Source organism: Burkholderia territorii, from assembly GCF_902833055.1.
GTDB lineage: Bacteria > Pseudomonadota > Gammaproteobacteria > Burkholderiales > Burkholderiaceae > Burkholderia > Burkholderia territorii.
In genome coordinates, this window is the sequence record NZ_CADFEJ010000176.1 from 1 (window position 1) to 422 (window position 422).

Sequence of the window (422 nt, forward strand, 5' to 3'; positions counted from 1 at the left end):
TCGAGAAAACAAAAAGAGGCGGCCGCCCGGAACCGGGCATGGCCGCCGCGATGGCGTCGCGTGAGGCGACGCCGGTTGGCGCGATTAGCCGCCTTGCGATGCGCTTTTGACGTTGCTCGCGCCGCTTTTCATCACGTTGGCCAGCGATGCGGCCATGCTCTGCTGGAGCTGCATCTGCGCCGAGGCGAGCGTCATCTGGTTCATCTGGTTGCTGATGCTCTGCATCTGCGCTTGCGTGGATGCAGAATCCGCGCTGCCGGCGGCCGTGTTGGCGGCGCCGTTCATCACGTTACCGGCGGTGCTGGCCAGGTTGCTGGCGGTGCCCACCATCGAGCTGACATTCGGAAAAGGCATGGTGTACCTCGCGTGTCTAGGTTTGGTTGCGAAAACTACGGAACTGCCACTGCGGTTCATTGCCGGCA

General features: G+C 63.0%; 1 protein-coding gene. It reads right to left on the minus strand.

The window, feature by feature from the left end; all coding sequences use genetic code 11:
* Positions 1 to 84: 84 nt before the first annotated feature.
* Positions 85 to 422 (minus strand): hypothetical protein (locus tag HW466_RS31600; protein ID WP_208456266.1); only part of this gene is annotated, 338 nt, incomplete at its 5' end.